This is a genomic window from Enterobacter sp. YSU (assembly GCF_016082135.1).
Lineage (GTDB): Bacteria > Pseudomonadota > Gammaproteobacteria > Enterobacterales > Enterobacteriaceae > Enterobacter > Enterobacter hormaechei_C.
Map to the genome: position 1 here is coordinate 825610 of NZ_CP059487.1, position 26485 is coordinate 852094.

Annotated in this window: 22 protein-coding genes; 12 read left to right on the forward strand and 10 right to left on the reverse strand. The window is 54.2% G+C overall.

What is annotated here, in order from left to right; translation table 11 throughout:
• Positions 1-21 precede the first annotated feature (21 nt).
• Genes H2Z33_RS04070 through H2Z33_RS04090 form a run of 5 tightly spaced genes read left to right on the forward strand, consistent with a single transcriptional unit; the run spans position 22 to position 5565 of the window.
• Positions 22-2628, forward strand: a complete 2607-nt coding sequence (locus H2Z33_RS04070; RefSeq protein WP_058688012.1) for an outer membrane usher protein — start codon at positions 22-24, stop codon at positions 2626-2628.
• Between the two features lie 27 nt (positions 2629-2655).
• The gene (locus tag H2Z33_RS04075; protein WP_050515866.1) at positions 2656-3231 is read left to right on the forward strand and encodes a fimbrial protein; all 576 of its coding nucleotides are present in this window, start codon (positions 2656-2658) and stop codon (positions 3229-3231) included.
• A gap of 18 nt (positions 3232-3249) precedes the next feature.
• The gene (locus H2Z33_RS04080) at positions 3250-3810 is read left to right on the forward strand and encodes a fimbrial protein (protein WP_072203305.1); all 561 of its coding nucleotides are present in this window, start codon (positions 3250-3252) and stop codon (positions 3808-3810) included.
• Between the two features lie 20 nt (positions 3811-3830).
• Positions 3831-4436: a fimbrial-like protein gene (locus H2Z33_RS04085; protein ID WP_033486455.1), complete on the forward strand. Its 606-nt coding sequence runs from the start codon at positions 3831-3833 to the stop codon at positions 4434-4436.
• Positions 4437-4458: 22 nt separating this feature from the next.
• The gene (locus H2Z33_RS04090; protein WP_058686583.1) at positions 4459-5565 is read left to right on the forward strand and encodes a fimbrial protein; all 1107 of its coding nucleotides are present in this window, start codon (positions 4459-4461) and stop codon (positions 5563-5565) included.
• Here the strand turns inward: H2Z33_RS04090 and H2Z33_RS04095 are convergent, their stop codons facing one another.
• The 4 genes from H2Z33_RS04095 to H2Z33_RS04110 all read right to left on the reverse strand — a co-directional run bounded on the left by H2Z33_RS04095 (position 5566) and on the right by H2Z33_RS04110 (position 9116).
• Positions 5566-6813 carry a polysaccharide deacetylase family protein gene (locus tag H2Z33_RS04095; RefSeq protein ID WP_033486453.1) on the reverse strand — a complete coding sequence of 416 codons (1248 nt, stop codon included), beginning with the start codon at positions 6811-6813 and terminating at the stop codon, positions 5566-5568. It lies immediately after the preceding gene.
• Positions 6814-6876: 63 nt separating this feature from the next.
• Positions 6877-7317, reverse strand: coding sequence for a PTS sugar transporter subunit IIA (locus tag H2Z33_RS04100; RefSeq protein ID WP_015572698.1), 441 nt, complete (start codon positions 7315-7317; stop codon positions 6877-6879).
• Between the two features lie 105 nt (positions 7318-7422).
• Positions 7423-8193, reverse strand: a complete 771-nt coding sequence (locus H2Z33_RS04105; RefSeq protein ID WP_006810078.1) for an ABC transporter permease — start codon at positions 8191-8193, stop codon at positions 7423-7425.
• Positions 8190-9116, reverse strand: coding sequence for an ABC transporter ATP-binding protein (locus H2Z33_RS04110; RefSeq protein WP_017383763.1), 927 nt, complete (start codon positions 9114-9116; stop codon positions 8190-8192). Before H2Z33_RS04110 ends, H2Z33_RS04105 begins: the two co-directional genes overlap by 4 nt.
• 107 nt (positions 9117-9223) lie before the next feature.
• On the opposite strand from H2Z33_RS04110, the gene can reads away from it, so the two are divergent.
• Positions 9224-9886 carry a carbonate dehydratase gene (can, locus tag H2Z33_RS04115; protein ID WP_003856301.1) on the forward strand — a complete coding sequence of 221 codons (663 nt, stop codon included), beginning with the start codon at positions 9224-9226 and terminating at the stop codon, positions 9884-9886.
• 64 nt (positions 9887-9950) lie between these two features.
• Here the strand turns inward: can and hpt are convergent, their stop codons facing one another.
• Positions 9951-10487, reverse strand: a complete 537-nt coding sequence (gene hpt / locus H2Z33_RS04120; protein WP_003856303.1) for a hypoxanthine phosphoribosyltransferase — start codon at positions 10485-10487, stop codon at positions 9951-9953.
• 206 nt (positions 10488-10693) lie between these two features.
• Here hpt and H2Z33_RS04125 point away from each other — a divergent pair, with 206 nt between their 5' ends.
• Positions 10694-13084: a glucose/quinate/shikimate family membrane-bound PQQ-dependent dehydrogenase gene (locus H2Z33_RS04125; RefSeq protein WP_003856304.1), complete on the forward strand. Its 2391-nt coding sequence runs from the start codon at positions 10694-10696 to the stop codon at positions 13082-13084.
• Positions 13085-13171: 87 nt separating this feature from the next.
• Here the strand turns inward: H2Z33_RS04125 and cueO are convergent, their stop codons facing one another.
• Positions 13172-14731: a multicopper oxidase CueO gene (gene cueO, locus H2Z33_RS04130; protein WP_032652587.1), complete on the reverse strand. Its 1560-nt coding sequence runs from the start codon at positions 14729-14731 to the stop codon at positions 13172-13174.
• Between the two features lie 145 nt (positions 14732-14876).
• Here cueO and H2Z33_RS04135 point away from each other — a divergent pair, with 145 nt between their 5' ends.
• From H2Z33_RS04135 to speD, 3 genes are all read left to right on the forward strand, one after another.
• Positions 14877-15224, forward strand: coding sequence for a YacC family pilotin-like protein (locus H2Z33_RS04135; RefSeq protein WP_063135056.1), 348 nt, complete (start codon positions 14877-14879; stop codon positions 15222-15224).
• Between the two features lie 101 nt (positions 15225-15325).
• Entirely contained in the window at positions 15326-16195 is an 870-nt protein-coding gene (speE, locus tag H2Z33_RS04140) for a polyamine aminopropyltransferase (RefSeq protein ID WP_063135042.1), read from the forward strand.
• A complete protein-coding gene (gene speD / locus H2Z33_RS04145) occupies positions 16196-16990 on the forward strand; it encodes an adenosylmethionine decarboxylase (protein WP_017694500.1) in 795 nt (264 codons plus the stop codon). It abuts the gene before it with no gap.
• Between the two features lie 31 nt (positions 16991-17021).
• On the opposite strand, the gene yacL is transcribed toward speD, so the two are convergent.
• Both yacL and acnB read right to left on the reverse strand, forming a co-directional pair.
• Positions 17022-17384, reverse strand: coding sequence for a protein YacL (yacL, locus tag H2Z33_RS04150; protein WP_017694501.1), 363 nt, complete (start codon positions 17382-17384; stop codon positions 17022-17024).
• Between the two features lie 212 nt (positions 17385-17596).
• On the reverse strand, positions 17597-20194 hold the full coding sequence (acnB, locus tag H2Z33_RS04155) for a bifunctional aconitate hydratase 2/2-methylisocitrate dehydratase (protein WP_017383766.1): 2598 nt from the start codon (positions 20192-20194) through the stop codon (positions 17597-17599).
• Between the two features lie 449 nt (positions 20195-20643).
• Between acnB and H2Z33_RS04160 the strand changes: the two genes are divergently transcribed.
• Complete coding sequence (locus H2Z33_RS04160; RefSeq protein WP_063135041.1) at positions 20644-22140, forward strand: DUF3300 domain-containing protein; 1497 nt, start codon at positions 20644-20646, stop codon at positions 22138-22140.
• A gap of 10 nt (positions 22141-22150) precedes the next feature.
• Positions 22151-22942 carry a DUF2950 family protein gene (locus H2Z33_RS04165; RefSeq protein WP_032671432.1) on the forward strand — a complete coding sequence of 264 codons (792 nt, stop codon included), beginning with the start codon at positions 22151-22153 and terminating at the stop codon, positions 22940-22942.
• A gap of 52 nt (positions 22943-22994) precedes the next feature.
• Here H2Z33_RS04165 and lpdA read toward each other — a convergent pair whose 3' ends face one another.
• Both lpdA and aceF read right to left on the reverse strand, forming a co-directional pair.
• Positions 22995-24419: a dihydrolipoyl dehydrogenase gene (lpdA, locus tag H2Z33_RS04170; RefSeq protein ID WP_003856313.1), complete on the reverse strand. Its 1425-nt coding sequence runs from the start codon at positions 24417-24419 to the stop codon at positions 22995-22997.
• A 175-nt stretch (positions 24420-24594) separates the two neighbouring features.
• Positions 24595-26475: a pyruvate dehydrogenase complex dihydrolipoyllysine-residue acetyltransferase gene (gene aceF, locus H2Z33_RS04175; RefSeq protein ID WP_063135040.1), complete on the reverse strand. Its 1881-nt coding sequence runs from the start codon at positions 26473-26475 to the stop codon at positions 24595-24597.
• Between the last annotated feature and the right edge of the window lie 10 nt (positions 26476-26485).

A 26485-nucleotide genomic window follows, 5' to 3' on the forward strand; every position in this document is an offset into this window, starting at 1 on the left:
GCTAACGGATTAGTGATAGCAATGTTATTTCGCCACTCGTTTCTTTGTATTGCCATATGCACAGCCCTTCAGACTGCAAGTTTTGCCGCTGAGAGTGCGGCTGTGCCATCCTCTGGTAGTGAAGAGGTCGAATTCAACGATCAGTTCCTGTACAAAACAGGAACCAATATTGATGTTAGCCGCTTTTCCCGCGGGAACCCGGTAGTACCAGGCACATTCAAAACGCAGCTTGTTCTTAATGGGCAAAAGAAACTGCTTACCGATTTCACCTTCAAAGATAACGGGACTCCCCGCGCACAACCTTGCTTCACCCCGAAAATATTGATGCAAATTGGCCTTAAAGCAGAGGCTATTCAGGCTGCGACAGGCAAAGACAGTGCTGTTGAAAATGCTGAGGAAACCTGTGTCGAATTACAGCACGCTTTTACGGGTGCCTCCTGGGATTTCGATGCAGGTACACAAGAATTGAGTCTGATTGTTCCACAAATTTATGTTGAACATCGTCCTGGGGGATATGTCGATCCCTCTCTGTGGGAAGACGGCATTACCGCGGGAACATTATCCTACGATCTTAACGCCTGGCATTCCGACACGCCTGACGGTTCGAGCGATACTGCTTACGCCGGGCTTAAATATGGCCTGAATATGGGACCATGGCGCTTACGTTCACGCGGGACATTGAACTGGGATCAGGAAAGTGGCTCCGACTATTCAAGCCAGGATATTTATCTACAGCGTGATATCACTTCCCTGCGAGCTCAGTTACTGGTGGGTGATTCCTATACGCGTGGGGATACGTTTAACTCGTTAAATCTGCGTGGATTACGCATGTATAACGACGATCGCATGCTCCCTGGCGGTATTTCAACCTACGCCCCCACTATCCGTGGCGTAGCGAAAAGTAACGCTAAAGTTACCGTTAGCCAAAACGGAAACAAGATTTATGAAAGCACGGTGCCACCGGGCGCTTTCGAGCTTAATGACCTCAGCACAACCGGCTATGGCAGTGACCTGATCGTCACGGTTGAAGAGTCAGACGGCAGCACACGTACCTTTTCAGTGCCCTACTCCTCCGTCAGCCAACTACTGCGCCCCGGGTATAGCCGCTGGGATATCGGCGCTGGTGAATTAAATGACAATGGCCTTCGTGATAAGCCTCGTCTGGGTTATGCCACTGGTTATTACGGCTTAAGCAATCTGTTTACCGGTTACGCTGGCGTGCAGTATATGGACACGGGCTATTTCTCAGGTCTGCTTGGCATTGCGATGAACACGTATATAGGCGCGTTCGCCTTCGACGTGACACATTCCGATGCGGATGTGGATGGTATAGGAACGTTGACAGGTCAAAGTTATCGCCTTTCATGGAGTAAGCTCGTTGAAGAGACGCAGACCTCGTTCAACGTTGCAGCGTATCGCTTCTCCACCGAAGACTATTTGACGTTAAACGATGCGGCTTCGCTGTCAGAAGACGTTAAATACCGGGATATATCGCGTAATCCAGAGCACACGGGCAACGATGTATACAATCACTTCCAACGTATGAAGAACCAAATTCAGCTAAACATCAGTCAACCGCTCAGCTCCGGAAAAGATGCTTATGGTTCATTATATCTGACGGGAAGCTGGCAGGATTACTGGAATAATACCAGTTCCACTTCACAATATTCCGTTGGTTATAACAACTCATTCTGGCTGGGTAGCTATAGCGTATCGTTACAGCGCAGCTACGACGAGTATGGCGAGAAAGATGACAGTGTTTACCTGAATCTGACGATTCCATTGGAGAATCTGCTGGGCCATAAGCGCCATCCAGCCGGTTTCTCCAGCATTAACACAAGTATGAGTTCTGATTTTAAAAAGAATACCTCCTTCAACACCAGCGCCAATGGCAATACAGATGATTACCGCTTCAGTTACAGCGTAAACACCAGTACGACCCATTCTGATAGCGGTGATATTAACCAGCTAGGCGGGTATGGCACTTACAACAGTTCCTATGGTCCGCTAAGCCTTTCTGCTTCGGCTTCCGATGACAGCAGTCGTCAGTACTCCATGAGTTACAGCGGGGGAATGATGGTACATGCAGGCGGTCTAACGCTGGCACCAGGAAGTATAGGTGACACCGATACGCTGGCACTGGTCAATGCGCCAGGTGCAAAAGGGGCTCGTTTGACCATCGGTGACGGTGTCATTGGCAGCTCTGGTTACGCCATTATGCCCTATCTGACGGCCTATCGGGAGAACACTGTAGGTATCGATATTTCCAGTCTGGAATCAGACGTGGAGGTAAAAAGCACCAGCACAGTGTCAGTGCCGCGCAGTGGTGCCATCGTACAGGTGGATTTTGAAACCGACCAGGGCCGCTCATTGCTGCTCGACCTTCATCGCTCTGATAACGGATTTATACCGTTAGGAGCCAACGTGCTGGATGAAAAGGGGCTGTCGATTGGTTCCGTTGGTCAGGCGGGTCAGGCTTATGTGCGTGGAGTAGAAGACAATGGAACGCTGCGGGTGGTATGGGGCAGTGATGCAAACAGCACATGTACCGTGACTTACCACATAACTCCCTCTGCTCAGAAAGTGGGTCTGACGACGGTACTCGCTAACCAAACTTGCCAGATATAACGATTTTTTAACAGGGAGTTATTTTTAATGAAGAAAACATTGTCACTGACAAGCCTCAGCACATTGCTTGCTCTGGCGTTAAGTTCACAGGCTATGGCAGCAACAACGAATCTGGATGTTACGTTTACCGCCTCACTGCGGGAAACCACCTGCGATGTAAAAATTGAGGGCGGCGCAGGTGATGGAAAAAATAACACTATTCCAATCGGTACTAGTGGCAAGACCTCGCTAGCAGATATCACTGCGGGCTCAGACGTGGCCAGCACAACGTTTAAGCTTAAAATCGTTGAGTGTCCATCCAGCCTACAGTCATTAAAAACCACGATCACCGGCATCAAGTCGGTATATTCCGATACCATCATTAACAATAGTGCGACCGGAACAAAAGCAGACTATACCGGTGTGTCTATCGCCCGCTCTGCTGCACCTACTGCGCCATTTACCATCAATGCCACTGATGATGCTAAACGTCTGGTCTGGACGGCGGCCGAAATCAGTAGCAAAGAAGTCTCCCTTATTGCCCGTATGGCGGAAACAAAAGCAGGTCTTGCAACCACGGGTGACTTCAGTGCAGTTGCCACTTTTAACTTTGAATACCAGTAAGCGGAAGGATACGCAAAGATGAACATAAAATCGTCCACACTGATTGCTCTGGCAATTTCTTCCGGTCTCTTCAGCGCCGCCAGTAGCGCGATTACAGGTACTACCAGCGTTCAGGCAACCTTTACCTCTACGGTTGAGGCGGGGACCTGTACTGCGCAGATCCAAAACAGCGGTGGTCAACAAATTACGACGTTGCCATTTGGAGATGTTTTTAAGTCAGACCTTGTGGCTCAAAGCCGAAGCGAACCATTCAAAATCGTTTTTAGCAGCTGTGCAGGTGTGAAAACTGCGAGCGTACAAGCAACCACCGGAGCGGGAGGGGAGTGTTCTGGCGATGCGAAAAATGGTGATTCATTTAACGCCAGTAATGGCGCGGCCTTTGAAGTCTGGAAAGGAACGTCTGGATCAGGAATGCTGATGAACTGTAGTACAAAACCGTCACAAGCCGTCACTATTAGCGGTGCATCCGCTAGTGTAGATATGAATGCACGTATCGTGATCGCAAAAGATAAAACGATCGCAGATGTCACCGCCGGTGACGTTAGCGCGCCCGTGACGTTTGTCGTCACTTACCAGTAATAATCATGGGCAGAGCAGAGATGTCAAACAAACAGAAAAATAAGGTTCTCAAAAGATCGGTGATCTTCGCAGGACTCATTGCCTGGCACTGGTCTGCCCCATGCCTGTCAGCGGAAACAGGCATGGATGTCACGCTTGATGCCAATATTGTCGAAAACACCTGCCAGATTTCGATTCCAGATGGAGGAAAAGTCCATCTGCCGACGGTCAGTAAGAATTGGTTTTATAACCCCGATGGAAGCTCGCGTTTGCAGCCTACAGATGCAGCAAGCGGCACCCCGTTTACAGTGCGGGTAGAAAGTTGCTCTGGCGATAATATCTCGGTAAATGCGGTGGATTTCAGTTTCCAGCCACAAAGCAAGCAGTGGCCGGTTGGCACTCGCCAGGTGTTTATCAACGAAACCAAGGTCCTGGAAGGCGGAGCAGAAAACACGGGTGTCGTTATCTTTTCAAAAGCGTTAAACACCAATGTACTGAACGCGGACGGTAGCTCCAGCGTGTTAATCGATGCAGGCGCAGATAGCTGGGTGAAAGATTATCCATTTTATGCACGCTTACAGAACGTCGGCCTCGTGAAAGCGGGAAAAGTGACGAGTAGTGTTGTGGTTAATGCCACCTATAACTAGAGTAAACAGGAAGAATATACTCATGAGTAACACAGGATGGTTTAATATTTTTGCATGGGCAAGACTGTTCGCGGCAAGTCTACTGCTACTGCAAGGGTATGCTTGGGGTGAATGCCATTTTGGCTATAGTGGCGAGGGCGGGACCTCAACGATTGTCAATACCCTTGCAAATTCACCTGTCTATTTTAAATCCAGTTACAACACGGGAATACCGGGCCATTTTAGTGAGATTGCGGGCCCCTTTAATGCACAACTTTCCCCTGGGCTTTGGTCTCAGTGCGATGCAGGAAACGAAGGTGAACAAATGTCAAATATCACCTACGACGTGGTTGGGACTACCGACGAAGGGTACGCGCTTTGGCCAACCAATATTGACGGGATTGCTTATGCAGTGAGGGTTTATAGCGATAGCAACCCTGGAGCATATTTTCAATATTCCTCTGGTCAATGGATAAACCTTCCCATAAACGCGTCGAAAACAGATCATAATTGGAAAATCCAAATCAAGCTTTATCAGCGAGACAGTATTCTGGGTAACCCTGAACATGTTTCGGTAATAACCCCACAAGGGTCAAAAAAAATCGGTGGGATGTCCATTGGAGGGCATACGGACAGCGACAACCAACCCTGGTGGTTTAATATTACGCCGTCATCTTTTAGCATTCCGGTTGCCGCCGCCACCTGTCAGGCAGCCATGGTCAATGGCGGCAGTAATAACGTTGATTTTGGTGAAGTTATGTTCTCCGATGTGAAAAACAGCGGCTGGTATCCACATAAACAATTTAATTTGCAGCTCAAAGGTTGTGCTAATACGGTGGGTATTTATTATAAAGTCAGCTCCAATACAACCACCTCTGTTCCCGGAACGGGGGTTGTGTTGACCAATATCTTGACTTCGAATGCCGCGAGAGGGGTTGGTGTCTTAATAAACGAAGAGTTTCCCTCCAACCCAGGGGGACATGGAGAACCGATAATTAACGATCCCACACCAATTTATGCACCTCTTCGCACGGTAGGCACCAGCGAAAACATTGATTTACCTTTTAATGCCTATTTTATGGAATATACCAGCGATATTGCTGCCGGTAATTTCAAAGCGGTGGCGACATTCTCAATAGAGTATTTGTAATCACCCCTGCGGCTGATTGCTGATCAGCCGCGACATCGTCTCCAGCGAATCCGTTCTTAGAATATACAGCCGCTTCAGTAAGAACGGATTATCCCCCGGCTTCACCTTCCCTTTCACCGTTGTCACCGCCAGATGAAAACCGGCATCATTCGCGGCTTTAATCGCTTTATTGTCATACCCGCCAAACGGGTACGAAACATACAGCACGCGCGGGTTGAACTGCGCCAGTGCACGCCGTGAGCGTTCAAAATCGAACAGGATCACGTGATAGCTGCGGCTCAATAAGATGGGGTGTTTATACCCATCAACGCGATGCAGGAAGTGGGTGTGAGACTGAATGTCGAACACATCCTGGATGGCCTTGATTTCCTGAACGCTCATAAACTGTAGCGATCGGGGATCCCACTTCTGCGGGTGACCTTTGATTCGGGATGAAATAATAAACGCCGTCGCGTTGAAGCCATACTCTTTCAGCACCGGATACGCGTAGCGGCTCACCGATTTCAGGCCATCATCAAAAGTGATCACCACCGCTTTCGCGGGGAGGTTCATCTTGTTACGCACGTACCCTTCAAGCTGGTACATTGTCAGCGTGGTATAGCCTTGATCGCGTAACCAGGCCATCTGATTATTAAACGCACGTACGCTGGTTGTCGTGGAGGTATGTCGAAAACGGGTGTTCTCTTCATCACGCAGGATATGGTGGTAGGTCAGAATCGGCAGTCCGTTATCTTCCTGTGCATCCAGGCTGCTGATCCACGCCAGACGATTGCCGATGCGGATCTGAAACCAGGTCTGGTTCAGGCGATCTTTCAGCTTATTAAGAATCGGATAGCGAAGATTGGCGCTTAAGGTGCCAAAGGGCGCGCTTCCGCTGCTGGGGGCATTATACACTGGCGTGTCTTTCCAGGTGATGAGGTTTTGATTGCTGAGCGGCTTGTTCAGATCGCCCAGACTATCCTCAACGCGTTGCTTACCCTGCACTTTTTCCAGGTGCTCTTTATCAATAAACCCCGTACCGAATCCGAAACGAAATTCATAGTAATCCGCCGCGGCCGGAAAGACGGCGAGGATCTGCCCGGCGCGGACATTGCCCACGTTCACGACGGCATTTCCCACCTGCGCCCAGATGGCCGCATCTTCGGTGGTTTGCATATATTGGGCAGGAAGGCCTTGCTGACTGGTCAGGCTGGCAGACGCACCACCGGAGACCAGTAGCAGAAGGATAAAGATAACGCGCATGAGCATGGGATATAAATCGATACGGAAAATCAGTCGCCATTGTAGCAAAAGCGACATCAATACCAATGTTTAATGCTTATACAGATCGTGAAGCAGAACGAAAGGCGGATTCTTCTGCTGCTGGTGCCACAGGCTGCTCACGCCCGGCGAGCCTTGCGCCACAATGGCGTGACGAAACTCAGCGCTGCTCAACGTTGCGCGCAGCGGATACATCGCTTCGAGTAAAGGCAGGCTGATACCGGAGATCACTTCACAGTTATCATGCTTATGGCTCATTAACGCCGCTGAACGGTAAGGCGCCGCGCCCGATCTGTCGGTGAGAAAAATCACGCCATCACCGGTGTCGGTTTCATGCAGCGCGTCGCACATCATCCGGCTTAGCATATTGGTGCTCAGCCCTCGCCAGTAATTTACCGCACGACATTGCGCCAGAGGGCCAAATCGCGCCTCCAGCTTCAGGAGCATTTCCTGTGCCTCTTCATCGTGGCAGGTGATAACCCATCCCAGCATAACGTCTCTCCTTAGCAGGCGAGTAGTTTATCCAGGTGAAGGTTAGTTTACGGTGATAACTGTCAAAGAAAGTGCCCGGCAAACAGAACGTCGCCGGGCAGAAGATTAGCTACGCAGCCCACGTCCACGCTGGATCAGATACCAGCACAGCAGATAGAACGCCACGATAAATACCGCCAGCACCACAACGGTGGTGAACAGCGGGACATCGGTAATGCCGAGGAAACCAAAGCGGAAGCCGCTGATCATATAGACAATCGGGTTCAGGTGCGACAGCGCCTGCCAGAACGGCGGCAGCAGCGTCAGGGAGTAGAACACCCCGCCCAGATAGGTTAGCGGCGTCAGCACGAAGGTCGGGATCAGGCTGATGTCATCGAACGTTTTGGCGAACACGGCGTTCAGCAAGCCAGCCAGTGAGAACAGGATCGCCGTCAGCAATAGCGTGAGCGCCACGAACAGCCACGAGTGCACCTGGAACGGCACGAAGAACAGCGAAATCGCCGTCACCAGAATACCCACGCACAGCCCGCGCGCCACGCCGCCGCCCACGTAACCGGCGATAATGACGTGCGTCGGCACTGGCGCCACCAGCAGCTCTTCAATGTTGCGCTGGAACTTGGCGCTGAAGAATGAGGACGCCACGTTCGCGTAAGCGTTGGTGATCACTGCCATCATGATCAGGCCCGGCACGATAAACTGCATATAGGTAAAGCCGTGCATCTCACCAATGCGGGAGCCAATCAGGTTGCCGAAAATGATGAAGTAGAGCGTCATGGTGATCACCGGCGGCACCAGGGTTTGCACCCAGATGCGCATAAAGCGGTTAATCTCTTTCGCCCAGATGCTTTTCAGCGCGACCCAGTAAAGATGCGTCATGCCTTGTCTCCTTGTTTATCGTGCACCAGAGAGACAAACAGCTCTTCCAGTCGGTTCGCTTTGTTACGCATGCTTAATACCTGAACGCCCTGCGCGCTCAACTGGGAGAACACGCTGTTGATTCCCTGCTCGCGCAGCACTTCTACCTCCAGCGTCGAGGTATCGACCAGGCGATAGTTATACCCCTCCAGCTTCGGCAGGGCGCTTTTCGCCGCCAGATCGAGGATAAAGGTCTCTGATTTTAGCTTGGAGAGCAGGTTCTTCATCGAGGTGTTTTCCACCAGCTCGCCGTGCTGAATGATGCCGATGTTGCGGCACAGCATCTCTGCCTCTTCAAGGTAGTGCGTGGTCAGAATGATGGTGGTGCCTTTGTCGTTCAGATCCTTCAGGAAGCCCCACATGGAACGACGCAGTTCAATATCCACGCCAGCGGTCGGTTCATCAAGAATGAGCAGCTTTGGCTCGTGCATCAGCGCGCGAGCAATCATCAGGCGGCGCTTCATCCCCCCGGACAACATCCGCGCGCGCTCGTTACGCTTCTCCCACAGGTCAAGCTGTTTGAGATACTTTTCGCTGCGCTCCAGCGCTTCTTTGCGCTCAACGCCATAGTAACCCGCCTGGTTAACAACAATCTGCTGTACCGTCTCAAACGGGTTGAAGTTGAACTCCTGCGGCACCAGCCCCAGCTGGCGCTTGGCGTTGACCACGTCTTTTTGCAGGTCGTAGCCAAACACGCTAACGCGGCCAGACGTTTTATTGACCAGCGAGCTGATAATCCCGATGGTGGTCGATTTTCCCGCCCCGTTCGGCCCCAGAAGCGCGTAGAAATCTCCCGCTTCGACTTTAAGATCTATCCCGCGCAGCGCCTGGACGCCCCCCGGGTAGGTTTTTTTGAGCTGTTCAAGCTCCAGTGCAATCGCCATGAATTCAACTTACCTTAAGTTCTGACACACGTTGTGTGGTTTCATTAAAAGTCGGGTTACCCTATAGTAGCGCAACGCAATCACTTGGTTACAGGTCGCTAACCTCCATGAACGACATAGATACACTCATCAGCAACAATGCACTATGGTCAAAAATGCTGGTGGAGGAAGACCCCGGATTTTTTGGAAAACTGGCACAGGCGCAGAACCCGCGCTTTCTCTGGATTGGATGTTCCGACAGCCGCGTCCCCGCCGAACGTCTGACCGGTCTTGAACCGGGCGAACTGTTTGTTCACCGCAATGTGGCTAACCTCGTTATTCATACCGATCTCAACTGCCTTTCGGTTGTTCAGTATGCCGTTGACGTTCTGGAGGTTGAGCACATCATTATTTGTGGCCACTACGGCTGCGGCGGCGTACAGGCGGCGGTCGAAAATACAGAGCTGGGGTTAATCGATAACTGGCTGCTGCACATCCGTGATATCTGGTTCAAACATAGCTCACTGCTGGGCGAAATGCCGCAGGAGCGCCGTCTCGACACGCTGTGTGAGCTGAACGTGATGGAGCAGGTCTATAACCTGGGCCACTCGACGATTATGCAGTCTGCCTGGAAACGCGGACAGAAGGTCTCCATCCACGGCTGGGCGTACGGTATTCACGACGGCCTGCTACGCAATCTGGAAGTGACCGCCACCAACCGCGAAACGCTGGAACAGCGTTACCGCTCGGGAATTGCCAACCTCAAGCTTAAGCACGTTAACCATAAATAACAAAGCCGGGGGTTTTCACCCTCTCCCTGTGGGAGAGGGCTGGGGTGAGGGCATCAGCCCGCAATTATTCGTCCAGAATCACTACTTTCCCAACATACGGCAGATGGCGATAACGCTGCGCGTAATCAATGCCGTAACCCACCACGAATTCGTCCGGGATGGAGAAACCAACGAACTCCACCGGCACCTGCACTTCACGGCGCTCAGGCTTATCCAGCAGAGTACAAATCGCCAGTGATTTTGGTTCACGCAGGCTCAGGATCTCACGCACTTTAGAGAGCGTGTTGCCGGAGTCGATGATGTCCTCAACAATCAACACATCTTTGCCACGAATATCTTCATCCAGATCTTTCAGGATTTTCACATCACGGGTTGTGGACATGCCGCTGCCGTAGCTGGAGGCGGTCATAAAATCGACCTCGTGCGGCACCTGCACTTCACGGCACAGGTCTGCCATGAACATGAAAGAGCCACGCAACAGACCGACCAGCACCATTTCGCTGCCGCTGTCCTTGTAATGTTCGGTGATTTGACGACCCAGTTCGGCGATACGCGCTTTGATCTCGGCTTCCGGGATCATCACTTCAACAGTATGTTTCATATTACTAACCAAATGATTTTAGTGAAAATCTCTCAATGCGGATGACTCTCGCTCCGGCATCGATACGCAAGCCAGCCATTATACCAGTAATTGGATAAGCCTGGCGTATGAGTTATAAAAAGCAATATTTGTGATTCCGATCACAGTTGTTAATACCTATAATTAATTGCTAGCAAATAATTAACAAAACTGACGAGTACTTTTCTATGGCTGAAACAAAAACTAAACAGCCGCGTCTACTGGTGACATTAACAGCCGCGTTTGCCGCGTTCTGCGCGCTGTATTTGTTAATCGGTGGCGTATGGCTGGTCGCGATTGGCGGCTCCTGGTACTACCCGATTGCGGGTCTGGTTATGGTTGGCGTAACCGTCCTGCTTTTACGCAGAAAACAATCTGCTCTGTGGCTGTACGCAGCGTTACTGCTCGCAACCATGATCTGGGGCGTCTGGGAAGTCGGGTTCGACTTCTGGGCGTTGACGCCGCGCAGCGACATTCTGGTCTTCTTCGGTATCTGGCTGATCCTGCCGTTTGTCTGGCGTCGTCTGATCGTCCCTTCCAGTGGCGCCGTGGCCGGTCTGGTCGTTGCCCTGCTGATTAGTGGCGGCATCCTGACCTGGGCCGGTTTTAACGACCCGCAGGAGATCAACGGTACGCTGAACGCGGAATCCACGCCGGCTGCGGCTATTTCGCAGGTGGCGGACGGTGACTGGCCTGCTTATGGTCGTAACCAGGAAGGTCAACGCTACTCCCCGCTGAAGCAGATCAACGCGGACAACGTGAAAAACCTGAAGGAGGCCTGGGTATTCCGTACCGGCGACCTGAAGATGCCAAACGATCCGGGTGAGCTGACCAACGAAGTGACCCCGATTAAAGTGGGCAACATGCTCTACCTGTGTACGGCGCACCAGCGTCTGTTCGCGCTCGACGCGGCTACCGGTAAAGAGAAATGGCACTTTGATCCACAGCTGAACTCCAACCCGTCGTTCCAGCACATTACCTGCCGCGGCGTCTCTTACCACGAAGCGCGCGCCGATAATGCCAGCCCGGAAGTCATTGCCGACTGTCCTCGCCGCATTATGCTGCCGGTGAACGATGGCCGCCTGTTTGCCATTAACGCTGAGACCGGCAAGCTGTGCGAAACCTTCGCCAATAAAGGCATTCTGAATCTTCAGACCAACATGCCGGACACCACGCCGGGCCTGTATGAGCCGACCTCCCCGCCAATCATCACCGACAAAACCATCGTGATTGCCGGTTCGGTAACGGATAACTTCTCTACCCGTGAAACCTCCGGCGTTATCCGTGGTTTCGACGTGAACACCGGTAAACTGCTGTGGGCCTTCGACCCGGGCGCGAAGGATCCTAACGCGATCCCATCGGATGAACACACCTTTACCTTTAACTCACCGAACTCCTGGGCACCGGCAGCGTATGACGCGAAGCTGGACCTGGTCTACCTGCCGATGGGCGTGACCACGCCGGATATCTGGGGCGGTAACCGTACGCCGGAGCAGGAACGTTACGCCAGCTCCATCGTGGCGCTGAACGCAACAACCGGTAAACTGGCATGGAGCTACCAGACCGTTCACCACGATCTGTGGGATATGGATATGCCGTCCCAGCCGACGCTGGCGGACATTACCGTTAACGGTAAAACCGTACCGGTGATTTACGCCCCGGCGAAAACCGGTAACATCTTCGTGCTTGATCGTAGCAACGGTAAGCTGGTTGTTCCTGCGCCGGAAAAACCGGTTCCGCAGGGTGCGGCCAAAGGCGACTACGTCACCAAAACGCAGCCGTTCTCTGACCTGAGCTTCCGTCCGAAGAAAGATCTCAGCGGTGCAGACATGTGGGGTGCCACCATGTTTGACCAGCTGGTATGCCGCGTGATGTTCCACCAGCTGCGCTACGAAGGGATTTTCACCCCGCCGTCAGAGCAGGGTACGCTGGTCTTCCCGGGTAACCTGGGGATGTTCGAATGGGGTGGGATCTCCGTTGACCCTAACCGTCAGGTCGCCATCGCTAACCCAATGGCGCTGCCGTTCGTTTCCCGCCTGATCCCTCGTGGTCCGGGTAATCCAATGGAGCAGCCGAAAGATGCGAAAGGCAGCGGTACCGAAGCCGGTATCCAGCCGCAGTATGGCGTTCCTTATGGTGTGACCCTGAATCCGTTCCTTTCTCCGTTCGGTCTGCCGTGTAAACAGCCTGCCTGGGGTTACATCTCCGGTCTGGATCTGAAGACCAACAAGATCGTCTGGAAGAAACGTATTGGTACGCCACAGGACAGCATGCCGTTCCCGATGCCTGTTCCAGTGCCTTTCAATATGGGTATGCCAATGCTGGGTGGCCCAATCTCCACCGCCGGTAACGTGCTGTTCATCGCGGCAACCGCAGATAACTACCTGCGCGCGTACAACATGACCAACGGTGAGAAACTGTGGCAAGGCCGTCTGCCAGCCGGTGGACAGGCAACGCCGATGACCTATGAAGTGAATGGCAAGCAGTACGTTGTCATCTCTGCGGGTGGTCACGGTTCGTTTGGCACGAAGATGGGCGACTATATTGTCGCGTATGCACTGCCTGACGACGCTAAGTAACGAAAAAGCCCGGTGGCGCTAACGCCTACCGGGCCTACGGGTGCCCTATGTAGGCCGGGTAAGGCGAAGCCGCCACCCGGCTTTTTTTTATACGGTAAAACCGAGCATCATCCCCGTATCTTCATGCTCCAGCAGATGACAGTGGGCCATATAGGCAAACTCTTTCGGCGCCTCGTGGTCGAACTTCACCAGCACCTCGCTGACGCCGCCTTCCACCCTCACCGTATCTTTCCAGCCCGCACGATGCGCCTCCGGCGCTTTACCATTTTCAGACAGAATACGGAACTGCGTGCCGTGGATATGGAACGGGTGCAGCATCATGTCGCCTTCGCCTGAAATCACCCAGCGTTCAAACTGTCCTTTCGTGGCGGCGAACATGGGCGTGTTCATATCGAACGCTTTGCCGTTGATGCGGTTGGCGTTGTGGAAATCGAAACCATGGCCGCCGTGATCCATGCCGCCCATTTTACCGTGGTCCATATTCATATGGCCCATCATCTGGCCGTGATGCATTCCCGCCATGGCCTGATTGCCGTACTTCTTCATCAGCGCCTGCATGCCCATCATGTCTAGCATCGGATCCATAGAAAGCTGAAGTTTACGCTGCGTAAGCCCGTCCAGCGACGGGAGTGCTGGCAGCGTGGTGAGGGTCTCCGGCAGCGTACCGGAGGCGGTGATCTGTAGCGGCTGAATGCGCAGGACCGGATGCGGCTTATCAAACGGCGCAACGGCCATCCCCATCTGGCTGACCGGCAGGGTCACCAGGTCAAACGCTTTGCCATCGCTGATATCCACCAGCACCTCGAAGCGCTCCCCCATCAGCATCGGCAGCTCGCTCACCTTCACCGGTTCCGGCAGCAGGCCGCCGTCGCTTGCCACCACGTAAAGCGGGCGTTTATCGCTGGTGGCGAAGTTCAGCGAGCGGGCGTTACAGCCGTTAAGCAGACGTAAGCGCAGCCAGCCTTTTGGCGCGGCATGCTGCGGGTAGATCGCGCCGTTGGTCAGGAGTGTATCGCCAAACCAGCCTACCGCCGCGCTCATTACGTCCAGCTGATAGTCAATTTGCCCGTCAGCGTTGAATTTTTTGTCCTGCACAATCACCGGGACATCGTCGATTCCCCACTGTTTTGGCAGGCGCAGCAGGCGGCTTTCATCGTCTTCAATCAGCACCAGCCCGGCCAGCCCCATCGCCACCTGATGGCCCGTTTTGCCATGCTGATGCGGGTGGAACCAGCAGGTCGCCGCGCGTTGTTCCGGAGTAAAGGTTACGCTGCGTTTACCACCAGGCCTGATAATGCCCTGAGGCCCTCCATCCACTTCGCCCGGGACTTCCAGCCCGTGCCAGTGCAGCGTGGTCTCTTCCGCAAGCGTGTTATGAATGTCTACCGTCACCGCCTTCCCTTTGCGTAACTGCAACGCCGGGCCGAGCAGATTGCCGTTATAGCCCCACGTCGTGGCGGCGTGCTGACCGAACGTGGTTTTACCGGCCTGCACCACAAGCTGAATGCGGCTGCGGGCATCTGCGGCGAGTAATTCAGGAATGGGTAAAGCCGGTCTGTCGGCGGCAAAAACGGCGCGGCTCCAGAGAGGTAACGCGCTGGCAACCCCCAGTGCGGCAGAAAATTTTAAAAAATCACGACGTTGCATGTGCATTTCCTTATTTCCAGCAGGCGATCTTTTGAGCATAAACCCTCCCCTTACCGGAAGGTCAAGCACGGCGGCAATAATAAAGATCGTCGGCCTGGCATCAAGTATGCTAACGTTAATTTTCCGTGATGCAGTGGTAAAGGCAATGAAGACGTTTTTCAGAACAATTTTGTTCGCCAGCCTGATGGCGATGTGTGCGAACAGTTACGCGCTAAGTGAAAACGAAGCGGAAGATATGGCCGATCTGACGGCAGTTTTTGTTTTTCTGAAAAACGATTGTGGTTACCAGAATTTACCCAATGGGCAAATTCGTCGCGCACTGGTCTTTTTTGCCCAGCAGAACCAATGGGACCTCAGCAACTACGACAGCTTCGACATGAAGGCGCTCGGTGAAGACAGCTACCGTGATTTAAGCGGTATTGACATTCCCACTGCTAAAAAATGCAAAGCGCTGGCTCGCGATTCACTCAGCCTGCTCGCCTACGTGAAGTAACCTTCCCGACGCCCCTTGTTGACCCGTTAACCGCCTCACGGCGGTGTTGTGTTGCGCCCAACTGCCGGATGTAATGGATGTTAACGAAGGAGGTGCTCCCCATGACCGAAAAAACGGTATGGCAAGAAACGCTGCATGACCAGTTTGGTCAGTATTTTGCCGTGGATAACGTGCTCTATCATGAGAAAACCGATCATCAGGATTTGATAATCTTCGAAAACGCCGCCTTTGGCCGCGTGATGGCGCTGGACGGCGTGGTGCAAACCACCGAGCGCGACGAGTTTATCTATCACGAAATGATGACCCACGTCCCGCTGCTGGCCTACGGCCACGCGAAGGACGTGCTGATTATCGGCGGCGGCGACGGCGCGATGCTGCGTGAAGTCTCTCGCCATCAGAATGTCGAAACCATCACCATGGTGGAAATCGACGCCGGTGTGGTGTCGTTCTGCCGCCAGTATCTGCCCAACCATAATGCCGGCAGCTATGACGATCCGCGGTTTAATCTGGTTATCGATGATGGCGTCAATTTTGTTAACCAGACTACGCAAACGTTTGATGTCATTATCTCTGACTGTACCGACCCTATCGGTCCGGGCGCGTCGCTGTTTACCTCGTCGTTTTACGAAGGCTGCAAGCGCTGCCTGAAGCCTGGCGGAATTTTTGTGGCGCAAAACGGCGTTTGCTTCCTGCAACAGGATGAAGCGCTTGATAGCCACCGTAAGCTGAGCACCTATTTTGCTGACGTCAGCTTCTACCAGGCGGCGATCCCCACTTACTACGGTGGGATCATGACCTTTGCCTGGGCGACGGATAACGACGTACTGCGCCATCTTTCTACCGAGATCGTGCAGGCCCGCTTCCACCAGGCCGGACTCCAGTGCCGGTACTACAACCCGGCGATCCACACCGCAGCCTTTGCGTTGCCTCAATATCTGCAAGACGCGCTGTCCTCAAAGGAGGTGAACTAATTGAAAAAGCTTAAACTGCATGGCTTTAACAATCTGACCAAAAGCCTGAGTTTTTGTATTTACGATATCTGCTACGCCAAAACAGCAGAAGAGCGCGATGGTTACATCGCCTATATCGATGAACTCTACAACGCCAACCGTCTGACCGAGATCCTGACAGAGACCTGCTCGATTATCGGCGCGAACATCCTGAATATCGCGCGCCAGGATTATGAGCCTCAGGGTGCGAGCGTCACCATTCTGGTGAGTGAAGAGCCGGTTGACCCGAAGCTTATCGACAAAACCGAGCACCCCGGCCCGCTGCCGGAAGTGGTAGTCGCCCACCTGGATAAAAGCCACATCTGCGTGCACACCTACCCGGAAAGCCACCCGGAAGGCGGGCTATGTACCTTCCGCGCGGATATTGAAGTGTCGACCTGCGGCGTGATTTCACCGCTGAATGCGTTGAATTATTTAATCCACCAGCTGGAATCCGATATCGTCACTATTGATTATCGCGTGCGCGGTTTTACCCGTGATATCAACGGCATGAAGCACTTCATTGATCATGAGATCAACTCCATTCAGAACTTCATGTCCGAGGACATGAAGTCGCTGTACGACATGATGGATGTGAACGTCTATCAGGAGAATATCTTCCATACCAAGATGATGCTTAAAGAGTTCGATCTTAAGCACTATATGTTCCATACCAGGCCGGAAGATTTAAGTGACGAAGAGCGTAAGGTCATTACCGACCTGCTCTGGAAAGAGATGCGCGAAATTTACTACGGCCGTAACATTCCGACCGTGTAAACGTGATCCGGAGCAGGGACGCTTCGGGGAATTACTTCTGTTTCATAAAATCGCGGTAGGCGTTCAACACGCTCAGGAAGTCTTCCACGCCGCAAAGCGACAGGCTCTCTTCGTCGTAGTAGCTCATCCCCTCTTCCATCTCATCACCCGAGAACTCAAGTTGGTTGGCGCGCACCATCACCTCTTCGCCATCCATCCACAGCGTGTATTCGTGCCCGGCGCGTTGCCAGGAGCGTTCACTGCCTTTCACCGTTTCCGCCGCCTGTTCGACTTCATCCAGCAGCGCGAGGTTCTCTTTCACCTCTTCGTTAAACCAGTGTCCAACGGCTTCGTGCCCCATCGACATTCGCACTTTCACCACGCCGGTGATGTCGCGCAAAAATTCGTAATCCATAGCGTTTTCCTCTGCAAAGCCATTAGGGTAATTATCGCAGCAGAGAGGAAGAAAAAAAGCGGGAGAGGTGGGAGGAATGAAAATAAAAAACCCACCGACGTTGCGATGGGTTTTGTAGGCCCGGTAAGCGTAGCGCCACCGGGCAATGGGTCAGGTGCGGAGCGGTCTGGTGCCCTCACCCCCAGCCCCTCTCCCACGGGAGAGGGTAGCATTTATACTGCGGTCTGGAAGATCACCCCGTCAGCCTTCTCGGTGTACTGAGAGAGCTGGTCGAAGTTCAGATAGCGATAGGTATCCACCGCCGTCTTATCTACCTGAGCCACAAAGGTCTGGTACTCTTCCGGCGTTGGCAGTTTGCCAATCAGCGCCGCAACCGCCGCCAGCTCCGCAGAGGCCAGGTAAACGTTCGCCCCGGTTCCTAAACGGTTAGGGAAGTTACGGGTTGAGGTGGAAACCACCGTCGCACCGTCGGCCACGCGCGCCTGGTTGCCCATACACAGGGAACAGCCAGGGATTTCGATACGCGCCCCGCTCTTACCAAACACGCTGTAGTAGCCCTCTTCGGTCAGCTGCGCCGCATCCATACGGGTTGGCGGCGCCACCCACAGACGGGTCGGCAGCTGGCCTTTGTGGGTATCCAGCAGCTTACCGGCAGCACGGAAGTGGCCGATGTTGGTCATACAGGAGCCGATGAACACTTCGTCGATCTTATCGCCCTGCACGTCAGAGAGCAGACGCGCATCGTCCGGATCGTTAGGCGCACACAGGATTGGCTCTTTGATATCCGCCAGATCGATCTCAATCACCGCCGCGTACTCTGCGTCAGCGTCGGCTTCCAGCAGCTGCGGATCCGCCAGCCATTTTTCCATGCCCTGAATACGACGCTCCAGCGTACGACGGTCGCCGTAGCCTTCCGCTATCATCCACTTCAGCAGCACGATGTTGGAGGTCAGATACTCAATAATCGGCTCTTTGTTCAGCTTGATGGTACAGCCCGCCGCAGAACGCTCGGCAGAGGCATCGGTCAGCTCGAACGCCTGCTCCACTTTCAGATCCGGCAGACCTTCAATTTCCAGAATGCGGCCAGAGAAGATGTTTTTCTTGCCTTTCTTCTCGACGGTCAGCAGACCCTGTTTAATGGCATACAGCGGGATCGCGTGCACCAGATCGCGCAGGGTAATGCCCGGCTGCATTTTACCTTTGAAGCGCACCAGCACCGATTCCGGCATATCCAGCGGCATCACGCCGGTCGCTGCGGCAAACGCCACCAGACCGGAACCCGCCGGGAAGGAGATCCCGATTGGGAAACGGGTATGGGAGTCACCGCCGGTACCGACGGTATCCGGCAGCAGCATGCGGTTCAGCCAGGAGTGGATAACGCCGTCGCCCGGACGCAGGGAGACACCGCCACGGTTCATAATGAAGTCTGGCAGCGTGTGGTGCGTGGTTACGTCAACCGGCTTCGGATACGCCGCGGTGTGGCAGAAGGATTGCATCACCAGATCGGAAGAGAAGCCCAGGCACGCCAGGTCTTTCAGTTCATCACGGGTCATTGGGCCAGTGGTGTCCTGAGACCCCACGGAGGTCATTTTCGGTTCGCAGTACGCGCCAGGACGGATACCAGTGACGCCGCAGGCGCGACCCACCATTTTCTGCGCCAGAGAGTAACCGCGGTTGCTCTCGGCCACGTCTTTCGCCTGACGGAATACGTCACTGTGCGGCAGACCCAGCGCTTCACGCGCTTTGGTGGTCAGGCCACGGCCGATGATCAGCGGAATACGACCACCGGCACGCACTTCGTCGATCAGCACGTCGGTTTTCAGTTCGAAGCTGGCCAGCAGTTCGTTGGTTTCGTGGTTGCGCACTTCGCCTTTATACGGGTAAACGTCAATCACGTCGCCCATGTTCAGGTTGCTCACGTCCACTTCAATTGGCAGCGCGCCCGCATCTTCCATGGTATTGAAGAAGATTGGCGCAATTTTGCCGCCGAGGCACAGGCCGCCGCCGCGCTTGTTCGGCACGTGCGGAATGTCGTCGCCCATGAACCACAGCACGGAGTTGGTGGCGGATTTACGGGAAGAACCGGTACCAACCACGTCACCGACGTAAGCCAGCGGGAAACCTTTTTGTTGCAGGGCTTCGATCTGTTTGATCGGGCCAACCACGCCTGGCTGATCCGGCTCAATGCCTTCACGGGCGTTTTTCAGCATCGCCAGGGCGTGCAGTGGGATATCCGGGCGAGACCATGCATCCGGCGCCGGAGAAAGGTCATCGGTGTTGGTTTCACCGGTCACTTTAAAGACGGTAACGGTAATTTTTTCAGCAAGCTGAGGGCGGTTCAGGAACCATTCGGCATCGGCCCAGGACTGCATCACCTGCTTCGCGTAAACGTTGCCTGCTTTGGCTTTTTCTTCCACATCGTAGAAGTTATCGAACATCAGTAGCGTTGAAGAGAGCGCTTTGGCAGCAATTGGCGCCAGCTTGTCGTTATCCAGCGCGTCAATCAGCGGATGAATGTTATAGCCGCCCTGCATGGTGCCGAGCAGTTCAATCGCTTTTTCAGGAGTAACCAGTGGGGAGGTGGCTTCGCCTTTGGCAACGGCGGCAAGGAATCCGGCTTTTACGTAGGCAGCTTCATCTACGCCAGGCGGTACACGGTTGATCAGCAGATCTAACAGGAATTCTTCTTCGCCCTCAGGCGGGTTCTTCAGCAGCTCGACGAGCGCGGCCATTTGGGTTGCATCTAACGGTTTGGGTACAATTCCCTCGGCGGCACGTTCTGCTACGTGCTTACGGTATTCTTCTAGCACGACGGTTCTCCTCGCTCTCATTGTCATATGCGGCGGGCGTTCTCTTCACGCTCCTGTGAGACAGCAGTTTGTAGGGTAAATGCCCGATACCGCGTCGGGCAGCATAGCAGGATTTCTGCACAGTGTTAATCTGTTTACAAAAAAGCAACATTAAAAAATTTGCTGAATCGTTAAGCATGGTATAGCACCCCGTCACCGGGCCCGAAAGCAGTTCCGTAAGTTTGTCGCCACCCCAGCAGCTAGCTGCTGGCCGCTCGCAAGAGCGGCCTTCTGAATGTCCGTCGCCTGCTCAGCCATCCGATATAATTGCGTAATAAATACTCACACTCTTTATCCGGATGCTTCGGAGGTTTTCCCAACAAAAGTCAAAACTGTAAAACACGGGTGAATGATACTCGCGGCAACAGCAACGCCTCACGGCACTGCACTCGTCTCGTTGGAGTCAATCTATGAAGTTGCCTTTTAAACCACATCTTCTTGTTCTGCTTTGCAGTGCGGGGCTGTTTGCCGCCTCGGGCGTCATGTTCGTTAAAAGCCGCGCAACGGAACCCGCTCCCGCACTTGCGCCGGTAGCCCCGCAGCTCCCCGCCCCGACAGCACAACCTGCCCCGATGGCGACTCCGGCCTATACCGCCGCGCAGATCGATCAGTGGACCGCGCCTATCGCGCTCTACCCCGACGCGCTGCTGTCGCAAATTCTGATGGCCTCAACCTATCCGGCGAGCGTGATTCAGGCCGCCCAGTGGTCAAAGGACAACCCTAAAATGCAGGGCGATGCCGCCATTCAGGCGGTCAGCGGGCAGCCATGGGATGCCAGCGTAAAATCGCTGGTCGCCTTTCCGCAGTTAATATCGCTGATGGGGGAAAACCCGTCGTGGGTACAGAGCCTCGGCGACGCCTTTCTGGCCCAGCCAAAGGATGTGATGGATTCCGTGCAGCGTCTGCGCCTGCTGGCGCAGCAGACAGGCACGTTGCAATCCACCCCGCAGCAGACCGTCACCACCGTGAAAAAATCTGCGCCAGCCTCCACCAGTACAGCCGCGACGTCAACGTCGGCTAGTCCGACGGTGATTAAAATTGAGCCAGCCGATCCACAGGTGGTTTATGTCCCTACCTACAACCCTTCCACCGTTTACGGTACGTGGCCAAACGCCAGCTATCCGCCGGTGTATCTGCCCCCGTCTCCCGGCCAGCAGTTTACCAATAGTTTTGTCAGAGGCTTCGGCTATAGCCTCGGCGTAGCCACTACCTATGCGCTGTTCAGTAACATCGACTGGGACGATGACGACGATCACCATCACGATCATGATGACGATCACCACGGCGGTTATTCGCATAACGGCGATAACATTAATATTAATGTTAATAACTTCAATAAGATCACCGGCGAGCACCTTACCGATAATCATCAGGTCTGGCAGCATAATCCGGCCTACCGCAACGGCGTGCCCTACGCCAATAGCCAGCTTGCCAGCCGCTATCATCAGACTTCAGTGCCGGGCGGGTTGAGCGCTACCCGGCAGCAGCCGGTCAACCGCGATAGCCAGCGGCAGGCTGCGATGGCGCAGGTACAGCAGTCGACGGGCAAAACCCTCACACAGCTACAGCATGGCGACGCGCATTTCCCGCAACATTCAGCGTCCGCGCAGCAGCTGAAGCAGCTCTCTCAGCGCAGCAACTATCGCGGCTACGACAGCGCGCGGCCACACGCACAACAGATGAATAATACTCTTGCGCAAACCAGACGCCCGACGCAGGTTCAGCATCAGCCGCTGCGGGCAAACGCCCTGAGCGGCAACGACAGCCGTTCGGCCAGCTGGCAGGCCCAGCACCAGCGCGGGCTGCAAAGCCGCCAGCACGCGTCGCTGAACAGTGAGCAGCGTGCCAGCTTCCGCCAGCAGCTGTCCGAACACCATACCGAACACCGTGAATTCCACCGTCGTTAAGGGAGCCGCTATGAACATGAAACCGATCGGTGGAATGCTGTTGTTGATGGTATCCACCTTCGCCTGCGCCCAGCAATCCTTCTCCACGCCTGAGCAGGCAGCCAATGCCCTGACGAAGGCCATCAGCGAGCAGAATGAGCGCGCGATGGCCGACCTGCTGGGGGATAACTGGCGCGACTATCTGCCACCTGAAGGAGTTGATCCGGAGGCGGTAGCTCGATTCCTGCGTGACTGGAAGATTAACCATCGTACCGAAATCAGCGGCGATATTGCCCATCTGTCAGTTGGCGATAACGGCTGGCAACTCCCCATACCGGTAGTGAAGAAAAAAGAGGGCTGGCAATTTGATATGCAGAAAGCGGCGGATGAGATCCTGACCCGCGAAATCGGCCGCAACGAACTCGCGGCTATCGAAGCGCTGCACGCCTACGTCGACGCACAGCACAGCTACTACGCCATGAACCACCGCTATGCGCAGAAGATTGTCAGCACGCCAGGGCTAAAAGACGGCCTGTACTGGCCCATCTCGCCGGGCGAAGCGCCAAGCCCGCTGGGTCCCGCCTTCAGCCCGCCGGAGCCGGGTATGGGCTATCACGGCTATCGGTTCCGCATTCTGCCTGATAAAAATGGCTTTGCGATGGTTGCCTGGCCCGTGAGCTATGGTCAGACGGGGGTAATGAGCTTTGTTGTTAACCAGGATGACAAGGTGCATCAGGCAAATCTCGGCAACGATTCGGCACAAAAAGCGCAGGCGCTCGCTGCATACCACCCGGATAAAACCTGGCAGCCTGTCACCCCCTGAACGCGGCGCATAAAAAAAGCGGCCTGAGGCCGCTTTTTTCATCTGAAGAAATTTATTTCTTCTTCGCTTTCGCGTTTGGCAGGTCCGTAATGCTACCTTCAAACACTTCTGCCGCCAGGCCCACGGACTCGTGCAGAGTCGGGTGAGCGTGGATGGTCAGCGCGATGTCTTCCGCGTCACAGCCCATTTCGATAGCCAGACCGATTTCACCCAGCAGCTCGCCGCCGTTGGTACCGACAATCGCACCACCGATCACGCGGTGAGTCTCTTTGTCGAAGATCAGTTTAGTCATACCGTCTGCGCAGTCGGATGCGATAGCACGGCCAGAAGCAGCCCACGGGAAGGTGGCGGTTTCGTAGCTGATGCCTTTCTCTTTCGCTTCTTTCTCAGTCAGACCGACCCATGCAACTTCTGGCTCGGTGTAGGCGATAGATGGGATCACTTTCGGATCGAAGTAGTGCTTCATGCCGGCGATAACTTCAGCGGCAACGTGACCTTCGTGAACACCTTTGTGCGCCAGCATTGGCTGACCGACGATATCGCCGATAGCAAAGATGTGCGGCACGTTGGTGCGCAGCTGTTTGTCAACGCGGATGAAGCCACGGTCGTCCACTTCCACGCCAGCTTTGCCCGCGTCGAGGTTTTTACCGTTCGGCACACGACCGATAGCCACCAGCACGGCGTCGTAACGCTGTGGTTCGGATGGGGCTTTTTTGCCTTCCATGGAAACGTAAATACCGTCTTCTTTCGCTTCAACGGCAGTCACTTTGGTTTCCAGCATCAGGTTGAATTTCTTGCTGATGCGTTTGGTGAAGACTTTAACGATGTCTTTGTCGGCAGCCGGGATAACCTGGTCGAACATTTCAACCACGTCGATCTCTGAACCCAGCGCATGGTACACGGTACCCATTTCCAGACCGATGATACCGCCGCCCATAACCAGCAGGCGCTTAGGAACGGTTTTCAGCTCCAGCGCATCGGTGGAATCCCACACGCGTGGATCTTCATGTGGAATGAATGGCAGTTCGATTGGGCGAGAGCCTGCCGCGATGATCGCGTTGTCGAAGTTAATCACGGTTTTGCCGTTTTCGCCTTCCACTTCCAGGGTGTTCGCACCGGTGAATTTACCCAGACCGTTTACCACTTTCACTTTACGGCCTTTGGCCATACCCGCCAGACCGCCGGTCAGCTGAGTGATAACTTTCTCTTTCCAGGTACGAATTTTGTCGATGTCGGTTTTCGGCTCGCCGAAGACGATACCGTGTTCAGCCAGCGCTTTGGCTTCTTCGATAACTTTCGCTACGTGCAGCAGCGCTTTAGAAGGGATACAGCCGACGTTCAGACAAACACCGCCGAGGGTGCTGTAACGTTCTACGATGACGGTTTCCAGACCTAAATCCGCGGCGCGAAATGCTGCGGAGTAACCTGCCGGGCCTGCCCCAAGTACTACGACCTGAGTTTTGATTTCTGTGCTCATCATGACCTCTTAATGTATACCCGTCGTCCACCGGGTCGTTCTATCCGCCCGTATTTTACAAAATTGTTAACAATTTTGAAACAACAAACGGCTCACGAATTATCGCTTTCACCAATAACCTCAAAAACCCCATGAGATTATCAGAAAAAAGCCGGCCGACTGGCCGGCTTTTCGATTACATCACCAGGCGGCGAATGTCGCTCAGCATGTTGTTGATGATGGTGATGAAACGCGCACCATCAGCCCCGTCGATCACGCGGTGGTCGAAGGACAGAGAGATTGGCATCATCAGACGCGGCACGAACTCTTTGCCATTCCACACCGGCTCCATCGCGGACTTGGACACACCGAGGATAGCCACTTCCGGCGCGTTCACAATCGGCGCGAAGTGGGTGGTACCCAGGCCGCCGATGCTGGAGATAGTGAAGCAGCCGCCCTGCATTTCGCCGGCAGTCAGCTTACCATCACGCGCTTTTTTGGAGATGGTGGTCAGCTCACGGGACAGCTCAGTGACGCTCTTCTTGTTCACGTCTTTGAAGACCGGAACAACCAGACCATTTGGCGTATCAACCGCAACACCGATGTTGATGTACTTCTTCAGCGTCAGCTTCTGGCCGTCTTCGGACAGGGAGCTGTTGAAGCGAGGCATCTGCTCAAGGGCAGCGGCAACCGCTTTCATGATGAAGACCACTGGAGTGAACTTCACGTCCAGCTTACGCTTCTCAGCTTCGGCGTTCTGCTGTTTACGGAACGCTTCCAGATCGGTGATATCGGTCTTATCGAAGTGGGTAACGTGCGGGATCATTACCCAGTTACGGCTCAGGTTAGCACCCGAGATTTTCTGGATACGGCCCAGTTCCACTTCTTCGATTTCACCGAACTTGCTGAAGTCCACTTTCGGCCATGGCAGCATGCCCGGGATACCGCCACCGGCAGCAGCAGCAGGTGCAGCTTCGGCGCGTTTCACCGCATCTTTCACGTAAGCCTGAACGTCTTCGCGCAGGATACGGCCTTTACGGCCAGTGCCCTTCACTTTCGCCAGGTTCACACCGAATTCGCGCGCCAGGCGACGAATCAGCGGAGTCGCGTGGACGTAAGCGTCGTTTTCAGCGAACTCAGATTTTTCTGCTTTAGCAGCAGGGGCAGCAGCCGGTTTAGCAGCCGGTGCCGGAGCAGCCGCGGCAGCTGGAGCGGCGGCAGGTGCTGCGCCTTCCACTTCGAAGACCATGATCAGAGAGCCGGTAGATACTTTGTCGCCGGTGTTGATTTTGATCTCTTTAACGGTACCGGCGAACGGCGCAGGCACTTCCATAGAAGCTTTGTCGCCTTCAACGGTGATCACTGACTGTTCAGCGGCAACTTTGTCGCCCACTTTTACCATCACTTCGGTCACTTCAACTTCGTCACCGCCGATGTCCGGTACGTTAACGTCTTTCACGCCGCCAGCAGCCGCTGGTGCAGCAGCCGGAGCCGGAGCAGCTTCCGCTTTCGCTGGAGCCGCAGCGCCTTCAGCGCCCGCCACTTCGAAAATCATGATCAGGGAACCCGTAGACACTTTGTCGCCGGTGTTGATCTTGATCTCTTTAACGGTACCCGCGAACGGTGCCGGCACTTCCATAGAGGCTTTGTCGCCTTCTACGGTGATCAGTGACTGCTCGGCCGCAACGGTATCGCCCACTTTCACCAGGATTTCAGTGACTTCAACTTCGTCACCGCCGATGTCAGGCACGTTCACTTCTTTCGCTGCCGCGGCCGCTGCTGGAGCAGCAGCAGGAGCGGCTTCTTTCTTCTCTTCCTGCGCAGGCGCAGCAGCTGCTGCACCGTCGGCGGAATCGAAAATCATGATCAGTTTACCGGTCTCGGTTTTATCGCCAACAGAGACTTTGATCTCTTTAACAATGCCAGCCTGAGGAGACGGGACTTCCATAGAAGCTTTGTCGCCTTCTACGGTGATCAGCGACTGTTCAGCTTCAACTTTGTCGCCCACTTTGACCAGGATCTCGGTGATTTCAACTTCATCAGCCCCGATGTCCGGTACATTGATTTCGATAGCCATTATTCTTTTA